Below are 15,547 nucleotides of genomic sequence, written 5' to 3'. Positions count from 1 at the left end.
CAGGTCCGTTAGCTACCACATTGATGGTCGATTCGAACTGAGGCACGATGAGTTTTGATGGCTTCCGCCCTCTTGGTCCGATTCGCGTACGAGTAAAACGAGTAGTATGGCAACCACCTTCTTGGTCGGATTCACATGCGAGTAGGACGAGCAGTAGCGTATCCTTCCTCCTAGGCGGATTCGTATGCGAATGAAAGAAAAAAGCCTTCCCGCTCCGCTTACGGCGGAGTTGGAAGGCTTGCATGCGCGATCTGAGCTGCGCGGGGAATGGTTTACTGGAACTAAGTACGCAGGTGCATAGTGGAGATGGCGCAGGGCTGCACCATTTCTGTTAAATTCTTTTCAACCGTGCAATGTAGAAGCCGTCGCTACCAAAATGCTGTGGAAGCAGCTGCAACGCGCCGTCAAAATGATCTGCTGAAGCTGATTCTACGCCCGCCGAGCGGAGCGGCTCAAGCACCTCAGCAGGCCAGCCCTCTGGATCGAGCGAGAAATCGGGATGTTTCGCAAGGAAGTCGGCGATTTGCTTGCCGTTCTCCTCCTCCGCAATCGTGCAGGTGCTATACAGCAGCGTGCCGCCCGGCTTCACAAGGCAGCTGGCCGAATCCAGCAGACGCTCCTGAATGGCGGCGATGGCTTCGATGTCATCCGGGGTTTTGGTCCACTTGATCTCTGGCTTGCGTCGAATGACGCCGAGGCCTGAGCAAGGAGCATCCAACAATACCAGATCGAAGGAAGCTAGTGCAAAATGCTCCGCCAGCTCCGCCGCATCGCCGGATACAGCCTGAATATTACTGAGGCCAAGGCGAGCTGCCTGGCTCTCAACAAGCGCCTGTTTGTGCGGATGCAGATCATTAGCGATGATCTCGCCCTTACCCTCCATCAGCTCCGCCATATGGGCCGACTTGCCGCCCGGGGCAGCGCAGCAATCGAGCACGCGGAATCCAGGACGAGGATCCGCGGCTGCGGCGACAATCATCGAGCTCTCGTCCTGGATGGACCAGAGCCCTTCGGTGTAACCGTCGGTGCCGGCAAGATTGCCACCACGCGCTACTACGACGCCCGCCCAAGGTGCAGCGTCCGACAAGCGTGCATTCAAACCTGCCTGCTGGAGTTGAAGCAGTGCCTGCTCGGGGCTTGTCCGCAGCCGGTTAATACGCAGACTGCTGTGAGGAGGCTCGTTGCCCGACTCCATCATCGCCTCCGCTGTCTCGACGCCATAGGCAGAGATCCAACGTCCGACGAGCCATTCGGGATAAGAGTGACGAAGCGACAGACGCCGAACCTCATTCGTCTCACCGGCAAATGTCTCTGCCTTGAGCTGTGGCAATTGGCGGACGGCGTTGCGCAGCACGCCGTTGAGCATACTTGAAATGCCGGCATGACCGCGTCGGCGACCGATATTGACCGCTTCATTAACCGCCGCATGGGCGGGCACGCGGTCGAGATAAACGAGCTGGTACAGACTCATCCGCAGCAGCGAAAGTACCCAAGGCTCCAGCTTCGCAAAGCCTTTGGTTATGAACTGCTGCAGCCAGTGGTCCAGCGTCAGACGCCGCTGCAGCGTGCCGTACACAAGCTCGGTCGCGAGTCCGGCGTCGGCGCGCGACAGGCCGGACTCCTGCAGCGCTGCGTTCAGCTGCAGATTGCTGTACGCGCCGTCGCGTGATACGCGGACAAGCGCATCCAGCGCAAGTTCGCGCGCGCTGCGCGGTTGCCGCGCCCGCGGCGCGCTAGCCCCGGGCCCCCGCCCGGGCCCCGCGCCAGGCGCGGCGCCTTTGCCGCCGGGCGCACCGCCCCGGCGGCGAGCCGTGCCGCCGGCCGCGCCTTGCCGGCCGGCGCTGCCGCTGCCGACGCCGGCTTTGCCCGGCGTCGCCCCAGGCTCCCGGCGGCCGCTACGCGGGCCGCCGCTCATCGGCCGCCGCCTAACTCGGCGGCCGGGCCGTCTGCGCTGCCGGGCTCATCCGCCGGCGCGCCAAACAGGGTGCCCGCTTGCAGCCGGGCACCTTTCAGCCATTCGGCAGCGGGCATAACCCGCTTGCCGGCTGGCTGGATTTCCAGCAGCCGCAATACGCCGCTGCCAGTAACTACCCGGATGCCGTCAGCTCCGACATCCAGTACCTGCCCTGGCGCCGCGCCCATCGGCCCGGGCTTGTCCTCGGCGGCGCATAGGCGCACCTTGAACGGCTCGCCGCCAAGCAGCGTGAAGCCGCCGGCCATCGGCGATAGGCCACGTACTTGATTGAACAGCTCCCGCGCGCTGCGGGACCAGTCCAATTGCTCGTCCTCGCGCTTCAAGTTCGGCGCATAGGTCGCCTCCGACTCCTCTTGCGGCACGCGTGGCGCGCGGCCCTCCAGCAGCTCCGGAAGCGTTTCGGCCAATAGCCGAGCTCCGGCTTCGCTGAGCTTTTGGAACATTGTGCCCGAGTCGTCGGCATCGGTAATTGGTACCTCGACACGGCTGATCATATCGCCTGTATCGAGACCTTCAGCCATATACATGATTGTCACGCCAGTCCCCGACTCTCCGTTCATGATCGAGCGCTGGATCGGCGCTCCTCCGCGGTATTTAGGCAGCAGCGAGCCATGCACATTGATGCAGCCAAGCTTTGGCATTTCCAGTACATCGCGAGGCAAAATTTGACCGTAGGCAGCGGTCACAATCAGCTCTGGACCGAGCAGCTTCAGCTCCTCCACCGCCTCCGGGCGGCGAAGCCGCTCCGGCTGCAGCACAGGCAGCCCATATTCCAGCGCGGCCGCTTTGACCGGCGTAGGGGCAAGCTCCTTTTTGCGGCCCTTAGGCCGATCGGGCTGCGAAACGACACCAACAACCTCACAGCCGAGCCTGCGGGCCTCATCGCCCATCAGCCAATGCAAAGAAGGAACTGCAAACTCCGGCGTTCCCATGAATACAATGCGCATTCGCCTCACTCCTCGTCGCTGTTCCGACGATCGCGAGCCGAGCCGTCGTACAGCTCCTCCGCCAGATCGATGAACAGAATGCCATTCAGATGATCAACCTCATGCTGGAAAGCGCGAGCCAAGAAACCTTCCGTCTCCACCTCAAAAAACTGTCCGTTCCGGTCCTGTCCCCGTACGCGAACCTTTTCCGCACGACGCACATCGCCGTTCAGATTCAGAATGCTGAGACAGCCTTCAGGTCCAAACTGCTCGCCATCACGCTCGACGATCTCCGGATTGACCATTTCGATCAGGCTGCTTTCCTCTCCAATATCCACAACGATGACGCGCTTGGAAATGCCGACCTGAGGTGCAGCTAGACCAACGCCCTCCGCGTCGTACATCGTTTCTGCCATATCTTTCAACAGCTTGTGGAGATTTGAATTGAATTTTGTTACTTCCTTGGCGACCTCGCGAAGAACGGGGTCGGGATTTTGTACGATGAGACGAATTGCCATGTTGAACGCACCTTCCTTATCTAAAATAACCATTGCCAAATCAGCCTGACACATGAAGTATCTTATGCCGCAAATAGCGGGGAAAAGGCCAATCCCTTGTCACTAATCTATAAAATCATCTGCGGATCGACGTCCACACTGAACAACACGCCGGATTTGGAAGACTCGGCTTCCGTGAGTCGGATCGCCTCCGTCACCATTGTAGAAGCTGGAACCGATCCGCGATATTTGATCATGCACTGGAACCGATAGCGGTCTTTCATGCGAGAAATTGGTGAAGCAACCGGACCAAGCAGCTCCATTGCCCGCTCGCTGCTACCTTGCAGCGACTGTAACACGCCGGACTGAGCGGCCAGCTCCCGTAATCTATGAGCGAATCGCTCGCTTGTCGCAGACAAGTTCGCTAGCCCCTCATGAGACATCGTGACGAGGATGAGCCGACAAAACGGCGGATAACCCATCATTCTCCGATGCCGAAGCTCCTCCTGCACGAAGCTGTTATAGTCATGCTGCTGCGAGGTGGTCACCGCATAATGCTCCGGGTTGTACGTTTGGATGACAACTTCGCCGGGCAAATGATGCCGTCCGGCCCGTCCGGCGACCTGTGTGAGCAACTGGAATGTGCGCTCGCCCGCCCTGAAGTCCGGTAAATTCAGCGAAGTATCCGCGGCGATTACGCCGACCAGCGTAACATAAGGAAAATCCAGCCCTTTGGCAACCATCTGGGTTCCGAGCAGCACATCTGCCTTGCGCTCACCGAACAGCTTGAGCCATTTTTCATGGGAATTTTTCTCGCTTGTCGTATCCACATCCATGCGGATGACCCGGATGCCGGGGAAAAGCTTTGCCAGTTCTTCCTCGACCTTCTGCGTGCCTACCCCGAAGTAACGGATCTGCTCGCTGGAGCAGGAAGGACAAGTGCTCGGCGCGATCTCTGCATGGCCGCAATAGTGACAACGCATTGCCCTCGTCTTTTGATGATACGTAAGCGAGATATCGCAATGCGGACATTGGGCAGTGTAACCACATGAGCGGCAGGTGACAAAAGTGGAGTACCCCCGCCGGTTGAGCAGCAGCACAGATTGTTCGCCCCGCTCCAAACGAGTCTGTAGAGCCTCGTGCAAAGCGCGGCTGAACATCGAGCGGTTGCCGCTCTTCAGCTCTTCGCGCATATCGGTAATTGTAACCGGCGGCATCGCCCTCGCCCCGACGCGCTCCGACAGCGAAAGCAGCGCGCCACTTCCCGCGCCACCTCGAACGGCAGCCGCGTAGGTTTCAAGTGAGGGTGTCGCCGAGCCGAGCACAACAACAGCTCCCTGCTGGCGAGCCCGCTGAACCGCTACCTCCCGAGCATGATACTTAGGCGTCTCTTCTTGTTTGTAGCTGGACTCATGCTCCTCGTCGATAATGATAAGGCCAAGCCTTGTAAAAGGAGCAAAAACCGCCGATCGAGCGCCGATGGCTACCTTGGCCCCGCCGCGCCGGATGCGTCGCCACTCATCATATCGCTCACCGCTGGACAGACGACTGTGCAGCACCGCCACCTCGTCGCCAAAACGTCCCTTGAAACGTTCCACCATCTGCGGCGTGAGCGAAATCTCCGGTACGAGTACGATGGCCTCGCGGCCGAGTTCGAGCGCGCGCTGGATCGATTGCATGTAGATTTCGGTTTTGCCGCTGCCGGTGACACCATGCAGCAAGAAGGTTGCCGGAGCTTCCATCTCTACCGCATCGCGAATGCGCAAAAACACTTCCTGCTGAGCAGCGGTCAACGGCAGCGGAGACGATCTCTGAAAATCCCGGCCCGCATAAGGATCGCGCTGTTGCTCCGCCTCCTCGATGAGGATGTACCCTTTTTCGGCAAGCGCCTTGGCGGCAGAGGCGCTAGCGCCCGTGTCAGCCAGCATTGCTTGCAGCGTGACCGGATCGGCAAGCTGGAGTACATATTGAAGAAGCTCACGCTGACGCGCAGCCCGAGCAGGCAGCGCAGCCAGAGCAGCCTCAGTCGCTAGGCGGTCCTCAGGCGGATACACAGTGAGCAGCATGCGCACCGACAGCCGATCGCGGATCGTAGTTTCCTCAATCAGCAGCCCATCCGCAAGCGCCCCTTTAATTGCTCCTCCCGCCTCCGGGTAGCGCTTCTGAATCGATTCCAAGCGTATGCCTTCCGAGGAGCGTTCCAACTCCTTGAGCAGTCCCGGAGGAAGCGAATGCTCCCCCTCTTCCGCGAGCCGGATATAACGCTCCGCCTTGCCCTTGATCGCAGAAGGAACCATCGCCTGCAGCGCGGCTGTCCACGTACAGCAGTATTTCTCGCTGATCCATTTTGCCAGCTCCACCAGATCCGGCAACAGCGGCGGCAACGGGTCGAGCAGCTCCGCAATGGCTTTCAGCTTCGTCGGTCCTTCCGCAGGAAGCTCCTCCGTCAAGCTGACAACGAAGCCTTGCAGCGTCCGATTGGCAAAAGGAACGCCTACCCTGCTGCCCGGTTCAATCCAAGCTTGCATGTCCGGTGGCACTAAGTAGCTGAACGGACGATCCGTGTTGCGGCTCGGCACATCCACGATGACGCCGGCAATCACAGCTTGACCCCCGCTTTGGCGCTGCCCGCCAGCCGATCCGCGACAAGCCGCATGAGACGGTCGGCCGTTTCTCTTTTGCCAAGCACGGGCAAAGCCTCGACAAGCCCGTCCCGGTCGAAAATGCTTACTGCATTTGTATCCACGTTGAAACCGGCGCCCTCCATAGTAACGTCGTTGGCGACGATTAGATCACAGTTTTTGCGCTGCAGCTTGTCCATTGCATGCTCTTCCAACCGATCCGTTTCAGCCGCAAAGCCAACCAGAAACTGGCCATTTTTGCGCCGTCCAAGCTCCGCCAAAATGTCAGTCGTTTTTTCCATCTCTATAATAAGAGTATCGCCCGTCTTCTTGAGCTTCGTCTCATGACGAATAATGGGACGGTAATCCGCCACAGCCGCCGCTTTCACGACGACATCCGCAGAGTCAGCACGCGACAGCACCGCATCCAGCATCTGCTGAGCGGATTCCACTTGCACGAGCTCGACGCCTCCCGGGGTGGGCGCTGTCGTCCGTGCCGCAATTAGCGTTACCTGGGCGCCAAGGTCGCGGGCAGCTTCGGCAATGGCAAAGCCCATTTTGCCCGAAGAATCATTCGTCAGGTAGCGGACGGGATCGAAGCGCTCCACAGTGCCCCCGGCAGTGACAACGACCTCTTTACCAAGCAGCATGGATCGAGACGCCAAATAAAGCTCCACCGCTTGCACGATCTCCTCCGGCTCGGCCAGTCTTCCTTTGGCGACATAACCGCAAGCCAGCTGTCCGGTGCCAGGATCAATGAAGCGGACGCCTCTGCGCCCGAGCGTCTCCATGTTAGCAACCGTCGCCGGATGCTCGTACATATGCACATTCATGGCGGGTGCTGCTATAATTGGCGCCGTAGTCGCCAGCAGTGTCGTGCTCAACATATCGTCCGCCAGACCAGCCGCCAGCTTGGCCAGCGAATTGGCTGTCGCCGGTGCGATCAGCACCAGATCGGCGCGATCCGCCAGGTTGATATGAGCCACTACAGCTGGATCTTCTTCATTAAAAGTATCCGTATGAACCGGATTGCGCGAGAGCGTCTGCAGCGTAAGCGGCGTAATGAAGCGAGCCGCGGATTCCGTCATGATGACATGGACCTGCGCGCCTTTTTGCACCAGCTTGCTGCATAAAACAGCCGCTTTATAGGCGGCTATGCCGCCGGTGACGCCGAGTAGGATCGTTTTGCCGTCTAACATGACCGTATCTCCCCCCGTACCTTGAAGCTGAACTTCCCTATGATAAAAAAATAACAACCGCAAGGGTTGTTAATTCAATTCCGTATGCGAGTGGCCCGAATCAGCCCGGTTTAATACCAGGCTTGACCCGTAAGCCGGCTTGCGGGATGCATGCCCGGATGTTTAGTCCTCGTTGCGTTGCTCCACCTGAAGGATATCATGGTAGATTTCTTCGAGGGCGATGCCGACCTGCTTGTGGGATTTAGCCCCGCGCAGCTCGCTTTTCTCACCTTCGCGCAGACGACGCGCACGTCGGCTTGCCGCAACAACCAGGGAATACTTGCTGTCGACCTTTTTCATCATTTCATCAATAGAAGGATACAACATAGGTCAATCACTCCGTTCAGGCTTTTTCGGATGCAGCTTGCATGCTCTCCGCCAGGCTGGCTAGGTAACGCTCCTTGCGGCAATGTTCCGCAGTCACGATACTTTGGATTCGGTGACAGGCCGCTTCAATCTCGTCATTGACAACCGCATAATCGTAGTAGCGGATAAGGTTAATCTCCTCCGCTGCGATCGACATGCGAGAATCAATAATCTCTTGGCTCTCCGTGCCGCGTCCGGTAATGCGCTGTTTGAGCACTTCCAGCGACGGAGGCATGAGAAAAATGAAAACGCCTTGGGGGAATGTTTCCTTGACCTTCAGCGCGCCTTGAACTTCAATCTCAAGAATGATGTCCTTGCCGCTGTTGATGGTATGCTCCACAAAGTCCCTCGGAGTCCCGTAATAGTTATTAACGTACTCAGCGTATTCAAGCATGGCTCCGCGCGAGATCAGTTCTTGGAACTGTTCCCGCGTTTTGAAAAAATAGTTGATGCCATCCGTCTCGCCTAGCCTCGGCGAGCGCGTCGTTGCCGACACAGAATAGACCAGCTCAGGCATCTTGTGGCGAAGCACCGAGCATACTGTCCCCTTGCCTACACCCGACGGTCCGGATAAAACGATTAATAATCCCTTATTCATAGTACTCCCCGCTATTATTCGTCGTGATCGTCATCTTTGGCGGACAGCCGGTGCGCTACCGTCTCCGGCTGGACAGCCGACAAAATGACATGATCGCTGTCCGTAATGATAACAGCGCGTGTACGTCTTCCGTAAGTCGCATCAATCAGCATATGGCGATCACGCGCTTCCTGGATGATTCTCTTAATCGGAGCCGATTCCGGGCTGACGATCGAAATGATCCGGTTCGCCGATACGATGTTCCCGAAGCCGATATTGATAAGCTTGATAGCCATGTCAGGTTCTCCCTCCGGACGATATGGAACAGAAGCGGACTCTACTGGCCGGGTCCATCATCTGGCAATGGGCGGAACCATTGCAACTAGTGTTGACAAATTTTATGCTGCCCAAACGCTCTGACTGCCGCCCCGGGCTGCTTGAAAGCGACTTGCCTATGCCATGCAACGAGTCTCCTCGGGCGGGCATTCGTGTACCTATTCTAATCGATAATCGTCAAACGAACAAGTAACAATGCGAAATCTCAAGCAATACGGTTAACACCGATTGAAAATCGGTGTACGTATGCGAAGGGAAATACGAGATGGGACATGCATTCGTCCCATTCTAGTATGGGAAGCAATACGATTAACACCGGGTATTTTTCGGTGTACGTATGCGAAGGGAAATACGAGATGGGACATGCATTAGTCCCATTCTAGTATGGGGAGCAATACGATTAATACCGATGGAAAATCGGTGTACGTATGCGAAGGGAAATACGAGAATCAGTTCGTACTGAGATTTAGAAAAACGCGCCGCTCGCCCTTAAGGGGCGGCTGGCGCGTTTCGTTTCGAACATTACGAATGGATGTGGCAGGATCACCGGAATGATATTCAGGCGAACCCACAGCTTTAGTCACTTGTTGCAAGTTGGCTTACAGCTTGCCGCGGAACACTTCAGCAGCGGGACCTGTCATGTACACATGATTGTCGACCTCGCTCCACTCGATCAAAAGATCGCCGCCCTTAAGCGATACAGTAACCTCGCGATCGGTCAAACCGTTCAATACGGAAGAAACGACCGTCGCGCAGGCGCCGGTGCCGCAAGCCAGCGTTGGACCTGCTCCACGCTCCCAGACGCGCATATCCGTATGATTGCGGCTATTAACCGTTACAAACTCCACATTGGTTTTGCGCGGAAACATGGGATGTGTCTCCAGCTTCGGACCCCACGCCGCCAGATCGAAGCCTGCTGCATCATCCACATAGATAACTGCATGCGGATTGCCCATCGATACAGCTGTGAAGCTGAATTCGCGGCCATCCACTTCGATTGGATGGGCAACAATGCGCTCAGCATCAATTGTCGTCGGAACACGCAGCCCTTCCAGGATCGGCTCACCCATGTCTACACGGATGAACGCCGCCTTGCCGTCCTCTACCGTCAGCTCTACTTGCTGCACACCAGCGCCGAGCGTCTCGATTGTCAGCCACTGTTTGTCCGTATGACCATTGTCGAATACAAATTTAGCGACGCAGCGAATTGCATTGCCGCATTGCTCCGCCTCTGAGCCGTCGGAGTTGATGATGCGCATGCGGAAGTCCGCACGCTCGGAAGGTAGAATATAAACAAGGCCGTCCGCACCAATGCCGAAGTAACGGTTGCACAAGTCCACAGCGAGTTTGTCCACGCCAATAGGAAGGTCCTTTTCTCCAAATACGACGATAAAGTCATTGCCCAACCCGTTCATTTTTGTAAATTCCATCTCTATGTGCACTCCCTTGATATCATTATTCACTCTTCGAGATTCTACTAGCATAGCGTATTCCCCCCTCCAAAGGTATTCCCAAATCAGATGAAGATTTGCACTTACTATCATAAAAAGCCTTCCGGCGCAGTAGGCCAGAAGGCTGTGAGGTTACAGGAATGGATGCTCCGTAGCATTGGATTGCATCTCTTCTCTTTGCATCGTTTAGCGCAGGGAAGGTTGGTTGCCGTTGCTCGTATAGCTGATGCGGGACTTCGGTCCGCGGCGCTTGGCGCCAAGCACGCTGCCCATGCCCATGAGGAACGTTGGAATGCCCGCCGCCACGAGTACGAGACACCATTCGCGCATACCGATTGGCACCGTCTTGAAGATCGGCTGCAACGCAGGTACGTACAGTACCGCCAGCATCAGAACGAGTGAGGACAGCACCGCGAACACGAGATATTTATTTTGCAAAATGTTGCGATGAAAAATAGAGCGCGAGCTGCGGCAGTCGAACACATGGATCAGCTGCGCCATGACCAAGGTCACGAATGCGACGGTTTGCGCCAGCGCCAGCCCTTGAGCGCCTTGCGGCGCGCTCTTCAGCGTCAGCCAAAACGCACCAAGCGTACATACACCGATCAGCACGCCGCGGCTGATGATTTTCCAGCCAAGCCGCCGGGCGAAAATACTTTCCCGAGCCGGGCGAGGCTTCTGCGTCATCAGATCGTTCTCCGCTTGGTCAACGCCGAGCGCCATGGCTGGCAAGCCATCGGTGACGAGATTGACCCACAGAATCTGGATCGGCACCAGGGGCAATGGAAGACCAGCCATCATCGCCAGGAACATCGTCAGAATTTCACCGACGTTGGAAGCTAACAGATAACGGATAAACTTGCGAATATTTTCATAAATGCTGCGCCCTTCCTCAATTGCCGACACGATGCTGGAAAAGTTGTCGTCTCCCAGCACTAACGAGGAAGCCTCCTTGGACACGTCGGTTCCGGTAATGCCCATGGCAATGCCGATATCAGCCGCCTTGATAGCCGGGGCGTCGTTGACGCCATCACCGGTCATCGCCACGACATGACCTTGCCGCTGCAATGATTTGACGATGCGCAGCTTGTGTTCCGGCGATACACGCGCATAAACATAGATGTTGTCGACTACCCCATCAAGCTCATCATCCGACATCGCTGCCAGCTCACGCCCGCTGATCGACAGAGCGCCTCGCGGCATGATGCCGAGTTGGCCCGCGATCGCCTCGGCCGTCAGCTGGTGATCGCCTGTAATCATCACCGTTTTGATACCGGCGCGGCGGCAGGTGGCGATTGCTCCTTGAACTTCGCGGCGCGGCGGGTCAATCATGCCGGTCAAGCCTGCGAACACGAGCTGGCACTCTGCCTCATCCGCTGTGGAGCAGAGGTCATGAGGCTTGAGATCGCGGTAAGCAAGTCCGAGCACACGCAGCGCTGATTGGGCCATTCCTTCCTGCGCCTGTTGCACTTTAGTGCGGAGTGTGCCGGTGAAAGGTACAACTTTGCCTTCCCACAAAATATAATTACAGCGCTCAAGCAGCATATCAGGAGCACCTTTGACGTAGATGATGCGACCGCCCTGATGCGACACAACGACCGACATTCGCTTTCGCTCCGAGTCAAACGGGAATTCCTGCTCACGGCGGTATAGTCCCTCCAGTGAGCCCGCGGTCATGCCCATTTTGGCTGCCAGTACGACCAGTGCGCCTTCCGTCGGATCACCCTTGAGCTCCCAAGCCGCCTCCGGCTCAGGGGAACTACTGCGAGCTGTCGGGACAGCGTCTTCAGACGGGACAGTTCGGACCAATGAAGCATTATTGCATAGGGCTGCAATCTGCAGCATGCGGCGGAGCGAGGAGTCATCTTTCGCCTCAACGTGTTTAGCGCCGTCGAAGCAGCCACCATGGGGGGTGTAGCCCTCGCCCGTCACTTCCAGCTGGCGACTTCCCGTCCATACACGCGTAACCGTCATTTTGTTTTGCGTGAGCGTGCCGGTTTTATCGGAGCAAATGACCGAAGCGCAGCCAAGCGTCTCGACCGACGGCAGCTTGCGGACGATTGCTTTGCGCTTAATCATGCGCTGCACGCCGAGCGCCAGCGCTACGGTCACAATGGCCGGCAGCCCCTCAGGAATGGCGGCGACCGCAAGGCTGACGCCGGCCAGGAACATGCCGTAGGCTGGCTGGCCGTGCAAGATACCTGCCACTACGACCATTACGGTGAGGAAAAGGGCAACTACGATAAGGATTTTGCCCAGTTGTTCCAAGCGGCGTTGCAGAGGCGTCTCCATTTCCTCCGTCTGCTGGATGAGATCGGCGATCTTGCCCATCTCTGTTCCCATGCCGGTGCATACAACGATGCCTCGGCCAGTGCCGCCGGTCAGCATCGTGCCCATGAAGCCCATATTACGCCTGTCCCCAAGCGGAATATCGTCCTCGTCAATCGCTTTCGCATGTTTGGATACCGGTACCGATTCACCGGTGAGCGTCGATTCCTCGGCTTGGCAGCTGTTGGCTGCCAGGAAACGGATGTCCGCCGGGATTCGGTCACCACTTTGCAGCACAATGACATCCCCTGGCACTAGCTCGCTTGCGGGCACTCCATTGACTACTCCACCTCGCAGCACATGAGCCGTTGGAGCCGTCATTTCTTTAAGCGCCCGCAGCGAACGCTCCGCCCTGAACTCCTGAACGAAGCCCAGCACGGCATTGATGATAATAATCGCCATAATCGTAATCGCGTCCAAGTACTCTCCGAGGAGACCCGAAATGAGCGTAGCGCCAATCAGCACCAACACCATAAAGTCCTTGAACTGATTGAGCAACAACTTGATCGGTGACAGCTTCTCACCTTCAGACAGCTCGTTGCGGCCATGCTCCAAAAGTCGTTTTGTCGCTTCCTCCGGAGCTAGTCCATTTTCCGGCGAGCTGCCGAGCTGAGTCAGCAGCTCTTCTTCTGACAGCCGATGCCAATTCCTATTTTCCATTCGACTCTTCTCCCTCCTGCAGTCGCACGAATGCTGCGACCAGCATCCGCAAGGCTCTAGGACACTATATGAGGACAATCCCCGAAATATCCCTTGTCCCTAAGTGGGAGGTGCATACCGTCGAGATGTTCCGGCCTACTCCGGTGTGGTACACTTGGAGGAGCAGCGCATTCATTTTTTGCTACGGGAAATTCATGAATTTCCGCAGATTCCCGCACGCAAGCAGGAGGAGAACAATACAGCCATGGCATTAGACGGTTTCGTAACACGCGCTGCCGTCCACGAGCTGCAGCAGCTCGTCGGCAGCCGCATTCATAAAATCCATCAACCAACGAAGCGTGATCTGGTGCTGCAAACCCGCGGCTCCGGCGGCGGATGCCGTCTGCTTCTGTCGGCCAACCCAACCTATCCACGCGTACATCTTACCGAGCTCAGCTATCAGAATCCGATGGAGCCTCCAATGTTCTGCATGCTGCTCCGCAAATATTGCGAGGGCGGCCAGATAGAGGCGATCCGTCAGATTGGGATGGAGCGGATTATCCACATCGAGATCCGGCAGCGGGATGAACTAGGCGATTTATCGCTGAAAACAATCATCATTGAGCTGATGGGACGACATAGCAATATTATTTTGACCGATACGGCAAGCGGTATCATTCATGATGGCATTCACCATATCACACCAGCCATTAGTAGCTTCCGAATCGTCATGCCCGGCTCCCGCTACACCTCGCCTCCCGAGCAGGGCAAGAGCAATCCGCTGGACATACGCAGCAGTGAGGAATTCCTCGCGATTATGGGGGCGGTCATAAGCCCTAAGAGCAACTCTATCGATTTTGAAGCGGAAGCGACTGAAGAAGCAGCGGCATTACCCGAGCCGCCCCAGAAGCGCCTCGTCTCCGCTTTCAGCGGTTTTAGCCCGCTGCTGGCCAAAGAGCTTATGTTCCGCGCGGCTGCACGATCCATTGCTGATCAAGCGGTAGAAAATACTGGGAACGATGCAGAGGCAAGTTCTGCTGCCGCTACCGCTCGACAGGGGGACGGAACTGCACATGACTCAGCAGCGAATTCAGGTTCGCTATCGGATGATTCCGTGCAGGCGCAAGAGCTTTGGCCCGTTTTCAATACTCTTTTGAACGCCGCCAGAGACCATGACTATGAGCCGAATATCGTAGACAAACCGGATGGCAAATCGTTTTTCTCCATTACCACATTGACCCACGTGGAAGGTGAACGCCAAGCTTTCGGCACTATAAGCGAATGTCTGGAAGCATTTTACGGCGACAAAGCCAGCCGCGACACCGTCAAGCAGCGTGTTTCGGATATGCTTCAGTTCCTTAACAACGAACGAGCCAAAAACGCCAAAAAGCTGGATAAACAGGCAGCGACTCTGGAAGAGGCTAAGGAAGCGGAGAAATACCGGATTTTAGGCGAGCTTTTGACCACCTACATGCATTCTTTCCAAAAAGGGGATCGCACCGTCGAGGTCGTTAACTACTATGACGAAAACGGTGCATCTGTGACGATCGAGCTAGATCCACAGCTCAGTCCGTCCGAGAATGCGCAGCGGTACTTCCGTCGCTACACCAAAGCCCGCAACAGCACCGGAGCGGTGCTCCAGCAAATGGAGCTTGCTCGCGAGGAGATCCGCTACCTGGATTCCCTGCTGCAACAGCTTGCCTCCGCGTCTCTACAGGATGTCGAAGAAATCCGCGAGGAACTAGTTGCAGGCGGTTATTTGAGAGCTCGGGAGAAACGCGGCGCCAAGCGCAAAAAGCCTACCAAGCCGGTGCTGCTCTGTTATACCTCCTCGGAAGGCATCCAGATTTTTGTGGGCAAAAACAACACGCAAAACGAGTATTTGACCAACAAACTTGCCGCCCAAGGTGATACCTGGCTCCATACGAAGGATATTCCTGGCTCCCACGTCGTCATCCGCTCGCAAGAGTTCGGAGATTCGACGCTGGAGGAAGCAGCGATGCTCGCTGCTCATTACAGCCAGGCGCGCAGCTCCAGCATGGTGCCAGTCGACTACACACTTATCCGTCATGTGCACAAGCCGAGCGGCGCCAAGCCCGGTTTTGTCATCTATGACCGCCAAAAGACGCTGTTCATTACGCCTGACGAGGATCGTCTCAAGAAACTGCCATCGGAGATCACATCTTAATTAGGTACAGCCCAAAAGGGGAATGTCCACACTCATGCGGACATTCCCCTTTTGCGTAACCGCGGATCGCCATCTGCAAAATTCAAGTAGCTCGAACTACTTGAGCCGCAGCGTCGGAGCCGCTTTGGCTCGATTCAAGTAACTTTAATTACTTGAATGCAGCGTCGGAGCCGCTTCGGCTCGATTCAAGTAGCTTTAACTACTTGAATGCAGCGTCGGAGCCGCTTCGGCTCGATTCAAGTAGCTTTAACTACTTGAATGCAGCGTCGCAGTCACCTTGGCTCAATTCAAGTAGCTTTTACTACTTGAATGCAGCTTCGGAGCATCTTCGGCCCGATTCAAGTAACATTAACTACTTGAACGCAACGTCGGAGCCGCTTCGGCCCGATTCAAGTAGCATTAACT

12 protein-coding genes are annotated in these 15,547 nt (G+C 56.6%); 2 read left to right on the top strand and 10 right to left on the bottom strand.

Translation table 11 applies throughout. The annotated features are described in order from the left end of the window. Positions 1 to 331: 331 nt before the first annotated feature. The 10 genes from rsmB to CGZ75_RS03735 all read right to left on the bottom strand — a co-directional run bounded on the left by rsmB (position 332) and on the right by CGZ75_RS03735 (position 12,975). On the bottom strand, positions 332 to 1,915 hold the full coding sequence (gene rsmB / locus CGZ75_RS03780; protein WP_089522940.1) for a 16S rRNA (cytosine(967)-C(5))-methyltransferase RsmB: 1,584 nt from the start codon (positions 1,913 to 1,915) through the stop codon (positions 332 to 334). After that, positions 1,912 to 2,922 (bottom strand): methionyl-tRNA formyltransferase, encoded by a 1,011-nt coding sequence (fmt, locus tag CGZ75_RS03775; RefSeq protein ID WP_089522939.1) that lies wholly within the window; start codon positions 2,920 to 2,922, stop codon positions 1,912 to 1,914. The genes rsmB and fmt overlap by 4 nt, the downstream gene beginning before the upstream one ends. 5 nt (positions 2,923 to 2,927) lie before the next feature. Beyond that, positions 2,928 to 3,419, bottom strand: a complete 492-nt coding sequence (gene def / locus CGZ75_RS03770) for a peptide deformylase (protein WP_089522938.1) — start codon at positions 3,417 to 3,419, stop codon at positions 2,928 to 2,930. A gap of 107 nt (positions 3,420 to 3,526) precedes the next feature. Beyond that, positions 3,527 to 6,001: a primosomal protein N' gene (gene priA / locus CGZ75_RS03765; protein ID WP_089522937.1), complete on the bottom strand. Its 2,475-nt coding sequence runs from the start codon at positions 5,999 to 6,001 to the stop codon at positions 3,527 to 3,529. Next, positions 5,998 to 7,218: a bifunctional phosphopantothenoylcysteine decarboxylase/phosphopantothenate--cysteine ligase CoaBC gene (gene coaBC / locus CGZ75_RS03760; RefSeq protein ID WP_089522936.1), complete on the bottom strand. Its 1,221-nt coding sequence runs from the start codon at positions 7,216 to 7,218 to the stop codon at positions 5,998 to 6,000. Before coaBC ends, priA begins: the two co-directional genes overlap by 4 nt. Positions 7,219 to 7,380: 162 nt before the next feature. Further along, entirely contained in the window at positions 7,381 to 7,584 is a 204-nt protein-coding gene (gene rpoZ / locus CGZ75_RS03755) for a DNA-directed RNA polymerase subunit omega (protein WP_089522935.1), read from the bottom strand. A gap of 16 nt (positions 7,585 to 7,600) precedes the next feature. Then, positions 7,601 to 8,221, bottom strand: coding sequence for a guanylate kinase (gmk, locus tag CGZ75_RS03750; protein WP_089522934.1), 621 nt, complete (start codon positions 8,219 to 8,221; stop codon positions 7,601 to 7,603). A gap of 14 nt (positions 8,222 to 8,235) precedes the next feature. Beyond that, a complete protein-coding gene (gene remA / locus CGZ75_RS03745) occupies positions 8,236 to 8,496 on the bottom strand; it encodes an extracellular matrix/biofilm regulator RemA (RefSeq protein WP_006036475.1) in 261 nt (86 codons plus the stop codon). A 639-nt stretch (positions 8,497 to 9,135) separates the two neighbouring features. Beyond that, entirely contained in the window at positions 9,136 to 9,966 is an 831-nt protein-coding gene (gene dapF / locus CGZ75_RS03740) for a diaminopimelate epimerase (RefSeq protein WP_089522933.1), read from the bottom strand. A 207-nt stretch (positions 9,967 to 10,173) separates the two neighbouring features. Then, positions 10,174 to 12,975, bottom strand: a complete 2,802-nt coding sequence (locus tag CGZ75_RS03735) for a calcium-translocating P-type ATPase, SERCA-type (protein ID WP_089522932.1) — start codon at positions 12,973 to 12,975, stop codon at positions 10,174 to 10,176. Positions 12,976 to 13,219: 244 nt separating this feature from the next. Here CGZ75_RS03735 and CGZ75_RS03730 point away from each other — a divergent pair, with 244 nt between their 5' ends. Then, positions 13,220 to 15,142: an Rqc2 family fibronectin-binding protein gene (locus CGZ75_RS03730; RefSeq protein ID WP_089524537.1), complete on the top strand. Its 1,923-nt coding sequence runs from the start codon at positions 13,220 to 13,222 to the stop codon at positions 15,140 to 15,142. A 152-nt stretch (positions 15,143 to 15,294) separates the two neighbouring features. Further along, the coding region (locus tag CGZ75_RS25065; protein WP_176444667.1) for a hypothetical protein at positions 15,295 to 15,547 on the top strand (253 nt) is incomplete at its 3' end.

Source organism: Paenibacillus herberti (assembly GCF_002233675.1).
Classification (GTDB): Bacteria; Bacillota; Bacilli; order Paenibacillales; family Paenibacillaceae; genus Paenibacillus_O; species Paenibacillus_O herberti.
This window is presented reverse-complemented; position numbering and strand designations above follow the sequence as displayed.

What these genes read in the sequence shown, in the direction of transcription:
- rsmB (WP_089522940.1), bottom strand. Translation starts at nt 1,915, where the DNA reads ATGAGCGGCGGCCCGCGTAGCGGCCGCCGGGAGCCTGGGGCGACGCCG.
- fmt (WP_089522939.1), bottom strand. Translation starts at nt 2,922, where the DNA reads ATGCGCATTGTATTCATGGGAACGCCGGAGTTTGCAGTTCCTTCTTTG.
- def (WP_089522938.1), bottom strand. Translation starts at nt 3,419, where the DNA reads ATGGCAATTCGTCTCATCGTACAAAATCCCGACCCCGTTCTTCGCGAG.
- coaBC (WP_089522936.1), bottom strand. Translation starts at nt 7,218, where the DNA reads ATGTTAGACGGCAAAACGATCCTACTCGGCGTCACCGGCGGCATAGCC.
- rpoZ (WP_089522935.1), bottom strand. Translation starts at nt 7,584, where the DNA reads ATGTTGTATCCTTCTATTGATGAAATGATGAAAAAGGTCGACAGCAAG.
- gmk (WP_089522934.1), bottom strand. Translation starts at nt 8,221, where the DNA reads ATGAATAAGGGATTATTAATCGTTTTATCCGGACCGTCGGGTGTAGGC.
- remA (WP_006036475.1), bottom strand. Translation starts at nt 8,496, where the DNA reads ATGGCTATCAAGCTTATCAATATCGGCTTCGGGAACATCGTATCGGCG.
- dapF (WP_089522933.1), bottom strand. Translation starts at nt 9,966, where the DNA reads ATGGAATTTACAAAAATGAACGGGTTGGGCAATGACTTTATCGTCGTA.
- CGZ75_RS03735 (WP_089522932.1), bottom strand. Translation starts at nt 12,975, where the DNA reads ATGGAAAATAGGAATTGGCATCGGCTGTCAGAAGAAGAGCTGCTGACT.
- CGZ75_RS03730 (WP_089524537.1), top strand. Translation starts at nt 13,220, where the DNA reads ATGGCATTAGACGGTTTCGTAACACGCGCTGCCGTCCACGAGCTGCAG.